Origin of the sequence: Arthrobacter sp. ISL-5 (assembly GCF_018613835.1) — a bacterium.
Classification (GTDB): Bacteria; Actinomycetota; Actinomycetes; order Actinomycetales; family Micrococcaceae; genus Arthrobacter.
In genome coordinates this window covers 1-7,262 of the sequence record NZ_JAGGPM010000039.1, presented here as the reverse complement: position 1 = coordinate 7,262, position 7,262 = coordinate 1, and the positions used below count along the sequence as shown (strand labels likewise).

Genomic DNA, 7,262 nt, shown 5'->3' with positions numbered 1-7,262 from the left:
AAACCCACCCAAACACGCCCCCGGCAGTCCCTGAAATCCCCGGATTTACAGGGATTTCAGCGGTTCCCCGGATCGCCGTCAGCTGGATGCAGGGTCATTTGCCCACTATGGAGCGCGTCACATTTCTGCAGGCACCCTGTCCGGCCGTGCCGGCAAAGGCAAGCCGGCGGCCAGCGGCCAGCCGCCGGCGGCAACCTGCCGGTGGCCAGTGGCCAGCCCGGTGCCCGGCGGCTGGCCCACTTCCAAGCCACCCCCAGGCCGACGCGAGGGGTCAGCCGTTGGCTTCGAAGACCAGGGTGAAGTCTGCCTCCCGTTGAGCGATCCGGTACGCCTCCAGCACTCCGGGCCCGCAGGCGCCGGTCCCCACTCCGCGTTGGACGTGGTCGAGATAAACATAGGTGCGTCCGTCCGGCACCAGGTCCGGCTGGTGAGTGGCGTCATCCAGTGCTGCCTGGCTATACGGCCTGACAGTCAGGGCGAAGGGGTGCCCGCTGATTGCCAGGTTCCCGGCGTCCAGCTGCAGCGTTGCGCTGTGCACGGCCGCGCGGGCACCGGACTCCTGCGGGCGGACGTAGTCCACGGCCATATCGGCGGCAGCCTGTGAATACCAGCCCTTGCGCGTGCCTTGGCCGGTGTCCGGGTACGCCTGGTGGCGACCCTGCCCAAACCAGTCCACGTGCCGGGCGCCGGTGCCCAGCACGAGCTCCAGTCCGATCCGCGCCCAGGGTACGTCGCGGCCCCTGTCGCGCCAGTCCCCGTCCTGCTGCACCCGCGTCCGCAGGCTGAGCCTTTCACCGTCGCTGGTCCACGTGTAGTCCACGAACACCCCGTACTGCTTGTCCGCGATACCGACGCGCGTCCGGATCTCCACCGCCTCGCCGCCGTCCGGGTCCGGGACGGCCCTGATGCCGATAAGCCGGGAGTGCAGCCGGTTGAGACCGGCCGCGACCCATCGCTGCGCGAGGGTCGGGGCTTCCGGGTTCCCCCACCAGTCGACTCCGTGGTCGTTGTCCGTCGGGGCGCGCCACAGCACCAGCCGGAGATCGTCCACCGGCAGTCCGCCAAGGCGGGTCAGCGCTCCGGTGGCCCGGGAGAAGGCGGCCGGTCCCAGCAAGAGCTCATCGGTGCCGGCACCGGTTTCGGCACCGGCGGCGCCGGCGGCACCTCCCGCAGGATCCGGCGCACCTGCCACCACAGCTTCAGTGGCACGGACCTGCGGCGCCCCGGGTGGGTTGAGGAAGGCCTGGCCCCACGCGACCTCATGGCCGGCGTCGGCCCACTCGGTCTCCTCCGCCAGCTCGGCAAGGACGGTCAGCACCGCGGCCGCTGCGCCTGCCCGTGCGGCCAGCCCGGCCGGCAGCTGAATCGTGGTTTCGCTGCGGGGCGCCAACGGCGCAACCGCCACCAGGCCGCCGTCGAGAGTGCCGCCGTCGGCCTCCACGGAGTAGCGGAACCGGAGTCCGGAGGTGTCCGCGAAGTCGAATTTGCTGGCGACCGTGAAGCTGGCCCCGTCTTCCGCGACGGTGATGGCCAGCGGCTCAATGACCTTCTTGAAGTCCAGCAGCCCGGGCCTCGGATTGCGGTCGGCGTCCACGAGGCCGTCGGTGACAAAGTTGCCGTCGTGAATTTCCTCACCGAAGTCGCCGCCGTAGACGAAGTACTGCTGGCCGTCCTCGGCAGTACGGGCGATCCCGTGCTCCAGCCACTCCCAGACGAAGCCGCCCATAAGCCGCGGATACCGGTCGAAGAGTTCCTGGTACTCGGTCATTCCACCCGGGCCGTTGCCCATCGCGTGCACGTATTCGCAGAGGACAAAGGGCATGGCGCGGCGGCGGGCGTCCAGCTCGGGATCGTCCAGGGCCGGCTCAATTCCCTGACCAATCAGCGCCGTTTCGGCCTGGTCCGCGTACATCCGTGAATAGACGTCCACGTAGGGCGAGCTCCAGTCACCCTCGTAGTGGATGGGCCGGGAGGGGTCGCGGTGTTTGGTCCAGCGGGACATGGCCGCCAGGTTCCGCCCGGTGCCGGACTCATTCCCCAGCGACCACATGACCACGCAGGCGTGGTTCTTGTCCCGCTCAACAGTGCGCCGCATCCTGTCCAGCAGAGCCGGCTCCCACCGGGGATCATGACTGGGATTCTGCTGCCAGCCCGCGCTTTCGAACCCGTGGGTCTCCAGATCGCATTCCAGCACCACGTAGAAACCGAGCCGGTCCGCGAGGGCCAGGAATTCCGGGTGCGGCGGGTAATGGGACGTGCGGATGGCGTTGATGTTGTGCTGCTTCATCAGCCGCAGCTCGCTCTCCATGACCTCCCGCGGCACCGCTCGGCCGAGACGCGGATCGTGTTCATGCCGGTTCACGCCGCGCAGCAGGATCCGTTGGCCGTTGACCTTGAAGTGCGCCTCCTCGATGGCGATGCTGCGGAACCCGAGCTGGAGTTCCACGGCCTCGCCGTCCGTGCTGACGGTCGCCGCGTACAGCCGGGGCACCTCCGCCGACCACGGCTCCACGGCCGGGATGCGCTGCTCGCTCCCCGCGGGCAGCTCCAGTTCCAGCTCGGCAACGCGTACGACGGCGTCAATCGCCTCGCCGGCCCGGGTTACCTCCACCGCGAGGATTCCTTCGCCGGTGAGATGGTCGTATCCGGCGTGGACGAAGACGTCGTCGATGCCGTTGTCCGGCCGAGACTGCAGGGTGACGTCCCGGAAGATGCCCGGCAGCCACCACATGTCCTGGTCCTCCAGGTAACTGGCCGCCGAGAACTGGGCGACACGCACGGCCAGGATGTTCCGGCCCGGGACCAGGACGTTGGTGACGTCGAACTCGTGGGCCAGGCGGCTGCCGCGCGTCGTGCCGAGCCTGGTTCCGTTAAGCCACACGGTGCCGGCGGACTCGATGCCGTCGAAGCGAAGAACCGAGCGCGGAAAGAACTCGGGACCGGCTTCGAACTCCACGACGTGGTCGCCGATGGGGTTGGTGTCCGGCACGTGGGGCGGTTCCACGGCAAACGGATACTGGACGTTTGTGTACCAGGGCGTGCCGTGGCCGTGCATGGGCCAGCTGGACGGCACCGGCAGGTCCCCGAAGCCGGCCAGGTCCCGACCGAGCTGCCACCCGTCCTCAGGGGCCAGTCTCGCCCCGCCGTGAAGCCGGAACTTCCAAGTGCCGTTCAGGACTTTCCGGGGGGCATTGCTGTGCAGGTATGCGCGCGCCGGAAGCGCACCGTCTGCGGGCGCCATTGATTCGAGGTCCCGGACGCCGTCTGCACCCATGTCGAGGGATCGGTTGGCTGGCGTCGCTGGCCGCGAATCGGCGGGCACAGTGGATGAATCGACTGACATGTTTGTTCCCCTGGGTGGGTCTTGGCTGGGCCTTGAGTGATTCCCGTGAACGTTCACGAATGTGTCCAAGAGTACTGTGATCCAGATGGTTTGGGTAGGGCCGGCGTCCGGTCAGGCGGATTGGCGCAGCACCAGATGGTGACGGAGCAGCAGCTCCGTGCCCGGGCCGCCCGGGTCAAGGGACCCGGTAAGCAAGCCGTCCAGAAGTTCGACGGCGGCCCTCCCCACCTCCCGCAGGTCGAGGGCAAGCGTGGTCAGCTCAGGTGTCAGCAGCTCGCCGAGCGGGATGCCGTCCATGCCGATCACGGCGCAGTCAGCAGGGACCGCCCGGCCCGAGTCCGCCAGAGCTTTCAGTGCGCCCGCCGCCATGACGTCGTTGAACACCACGATCCCGTCCGTGCCGGGGCGGTCTTCGAGAAGCCGCCGGGTCACCTGCCGGGCCGCGGCCGCAGACTCCGGGGAAACAACCACCGTCAGGGCCATTCCGGAGGCAGCCGCGCTGCGGGCGAACGCCTGGCCGCGCACGGTCATGACGCCCCGGACAGGGTCGGTTCCAGGCGTTGGCCCTCCGGCGCGCACAGATCCTGGCGCGCCAAGGTCCGCCCCGGCCCACGCGCGGTCGATGTAGGCCAGTTGGCGGCAACCCCTCGCCTGTAGGTGCTCGAGGGCGGTTTGCGCGGCGTGGTCGTAGTCAAAGGTGATCCCGCCGGACGCCGATCCCGCCGGCTGGTCGAGAACCACCAGGGGCCGACGTCCAAGGATGGCCTGCGCTTCGTCCGCGGCCCCGCCCAGGTATCCGATCACGGCGTCCACCTGTGGGGCGAGGTGCTGCACCGACTCGACGCCGGTGGCCCCGCCGTGTCCGTAGTCATCCATGACGACGTGCCAGCCGCGTTGCGTGGCCAGTTCAACGACGCTGGAGGCAAAGGCCGGATAGTACGGGTTGGTGAGGTCGGGAATGGCCAGCCCCACGGAGGTGCGCGCGCCCTGGACCAGCCCCTTGGCAAAACGGCTGGGCGTGTACCCCAGTTGGCGCGCTGCCTCCTGGACACGCGCACGCGTTTCCGGCCGAATGCCCGGCATAGCGTTCATGGCGCGGGTAACGGTCTGCCGCGAGACGCCGGCCGCGGCTGCCACGTCAAGGATGGTTGCACGCTTGGAGGCTCCGGTAGATGCGCCTTGGCCGAGGCCGGAGGAAGTCTCGCCGGAAGAGGTGGTCATAGTTGGTAAGTCTAGATGCGGGCACCGACTCTGCTGGTTGGGCCGGCGACGCTCTCTCAGTTCCTGCGGGATTACGGCGGACGCTCTCTCACGTCCTGCCGGATTGGCGCGGACGCTCTCTCACTTCCTGCGGGCTCATCACGGACGCTCTCTCAGTCCCTGCGGGATTATCGCGGACGCTCTCTCGGTTTNNGGCGCCGGGGGAGGTGAGAGAGCGTGCCGTCCTGCGCGACGGGTGGTGAGAGAGCGTCCGGTCCTACGCGGCAGGATGTGAGAGGGCGTCACGTAAAAAGTTGCGGGTGGTGAGAGAGCGTGCCGTCCTGCGCGACGGGTGGTGAGAGAGCGTCCGGTCCTGCGCGGCGGGTAGTGAGAGAGCGTCACGCCAGAACCCGCGGGTGGTGAGAGAGCGTCCGGAAAGTAGTCGCCTGACTTGGCTCATGTGTCGTGGTCTCGTGGTGGGCCGATGCTGTGACCTGCGGTGATGTGTTCTGATTGGTCGCTTTTCACGCACTAATGGTTTGTTCTAGTGTCACCGGTGTGGCGTTCATCAGGAGGGTTCGGACTGCCTCGGGAGCGACGGCAGTGCAGATCGCCGAGTATGTGGGCGGTCGTCAGCGGATCGTGGAGCACGTCGGTTCGGCGCATACGGAGGCCGAGCTCGGCATGCTGCTCCAGCGCGCCCGTGAGCTGTCCTTGAGCTCGGTGTCGAGCCCATGCCGCCGGTGCAGGGCCTGGTCGCCCCTGCCGGTGATCCGGGCCTGTTCGACATTCCCGGCACGCTGACGCCAGCCGGCCGTGACGGCTCGGGACGCGTGGTCGGCACGGACTCGCGGATCCTGTTCGCTGCGTTGGCCGGCGTGTTCACGGCGCTGGGGTTCGATGGCCTTGGTGACGAGGTGTTCCGCGACTTGGTGATCGCCAGGGTCGTCGAACCGACATCGCTTCTTGATGCCGGCAGAGTCCTGCGGGACCTGGGCCAGTCCCCGGCCAGCTACGCGACGATGAAACGCACCTTGGGCCGGGCCGCTGCGGGCAAGTACCGCGACCGGATTGCGACCTGGTGCTTCGAGCACGCCAGCACGAGCGGGGACGTTTCCCTGGTGCTCTACGACGTCACCACGCTCTACTTCGAGGCCGAGAAGGAAGACGAACTGCGCAAGGTCGGGTACTCCAAGGAACGCCGCGTCGATCCCCAGATCGTCGTCGGTCTGCTGGTCGACCGCGGCGGGTTCCCGTTGGAGATCGGCTGCTTCGAAGGCAACAAGGCCGAGACCGCGACCATCGTGCCGATCATCAAGCAATTCCAGGCCCGCCACAACCTGACCGACATGGTCGTCGTGGCCGACGCCGGCATGCTCTCAGCGGGCAACCTGCGCGAGTTGGACGATGCGAACCTGCGGTTCATCGTGGGCTCCCGGATGACGAAGGCCCCGACCGACCTGGCCTCGCATTTCCGTTGGCACGGCGATGCGTTCACCGACGGGCAGCTGATTGACACGATCACCCCCAGAACCGGTCACACGAAGGAGAACAACACCGATCTGCGCGCCGAACCCGTTTGGGACCCCGCGACGCACCCCGGCTCATGGCGGGCCTTGTGGGCTTACTCCCGCAAGAGAGCGGTCCGCGATGCCACCACCCTCACGGCCCAGGAGAACCGGGCCCGCGAGGTCATCGAGGGACAGAAGGCGGCCCGGACCCCCCGCTTCGTCAAGACCAGCGGCGGGAAACGCAGCCTCGATGACGCGTCGCTGACACGTGCCCGGCAACTGGCCGGACTCAAGGGCTACGTCACGAACATCCCGGCGACGGTCATGGCCGCAACGGAGGTCATCGGTTCCTACCACGACCTATGGCACGTCGAGCAGTCCTTCCGGATGAGCAAGACAGACCTACGGGCCAGGCCCATGTTCCACCGCACGCGCGACGCGATCGAGGCGCACCTAACGATCGTGTTCACCGCTCTTGCCGTTTCCAGAACCGTCCAGAACAGGACAGGGCTAGCGGTGGGCAACGTCATCAAACAGCTCCGGCCCCTGCGCTCAGCGACGATCGCCATCAACGGCACAAGACAGAGATTCGACCCCGACATCTCCATCGAACAGCAAGCCATCCTCGATGCCATCCACAGCCCAAAACTCACGCACTAAGCAAATGAGCCAAGTCAGGTTGGAGGCTCCGGCAGATGCGCCTTGGCCGAGGCCGGAGGAAGTCTCGCCGGAAGAGGTGGTCATAGTTGGTAAGTCTAGATGCGGGCACCGACTCTGCTGGTTGGGCCGGCGACGCTCTCTCAGTCCCTGCCGGATTATCGCGGTCGCTCTCTCACTTCCTGCCGGATTGGCGCGGACGCTCTCTCACTTCCTGCGGGATAATCGCGGACGCTCTCTCACTCCCTGCGGGATGATCGCGGACGCTCTCTCGGTTTGGCCGGTGACGACGGCGGCGCGTTGGCGTGGGGTGCCCGGCCGGCCGGAATTTTTCAAGCTGAACGGTACCAACGGGAGTTAGGCGGCTAACTGTTCGGTGATTTCCTTGGGTTGGTTGATCCACGCTGGTCCGGGGAGCGCGAGGATTTTGGGGTCGGTGGTTTTGTTGAAGCGTTCGGGGTGTTTCGCGCGGGCTGCAGCGAGGGTTGCCGAGCGTTCTTTGGCGACGCCGGCGGCGTGGCCGTAGTGGACGTTTGCGGGGGTGTGGAAGC

General features: G+C 67.4%; 2 protein-coding genes and 2 pseudogenes. 1 reads left to right on the top strand and 3 read right to left on the bottom strand.

What is annotated here, in order from left to right; all coding sequences use genetic code 11:
- Nucleotides 1-271 precede the first annotated feature (271 nt).
- The gene (locus tag J7I89_RS20585) at nt 272-3,343 is read right to left on the bottom strand and encodes a glycoside hydrolase family 2 TIM barrel-domain containing protein (RefSeq protein ID WP_214974139.1); all 3,072 of its coding nucleotides are present in this window, start codon (nt 3,341-3,343) and stop codon (nt 272-274) included.
- 111 nt (nt 3,344-3,454) lie between these two features.
- Nucleotides 3,455-4,564, bottom strand: a complete 1,110-nt coding sequence (locus tag J7I89_RS20580) for a LacI family DNA-binding transcriptional regulator (RefSeq protein ID WP_214974131.1) — start codon at nt 4,562-4,564, stop codon at nt 3,455-3,457.
- A gap of 537 nt (nt 4,565-5,101) precedes the next feature.
- On the opposite strand from J7I89_RS20580, the pseudogene J7I89_RS20575 reads away from it, so the two are divergent.
- Nucleotides 5,102-6,714: pseudogene (locus tag J7I89_RS20575) on the top strand (IS1634 family transposase).
- Nucleotides 6,715-7,068: 354 nt separating this feature from the next.
- Here the strand turns inward: J7I89_RS20575 and J7I89_RS20570 are convergent.
- Nucleotides 7,069-7,262, bottom strand: a pseudogene (locus tag J7I89_RS20570) (IS3 family transposase); the annotation flags it as partial.

Bases quoted from the DNA above. Each gene is read 5' to 3' on its own strand.
- J7I89_RS20580 (WP_214974131.1), bottom strand. From the start codon at position 4,564: ATGACCACCTCTTCCGGCGAGACTTCCTCCGGCCTCGGCCAAGGCGCA.
- J7I89_RS20585 (WP_214974139.1), bottom strand. From the start codon at position 3,343: ATGTCAGTCGATTCATCCACTGTGCCCGCCGATTCGCGGCCAGCGACG.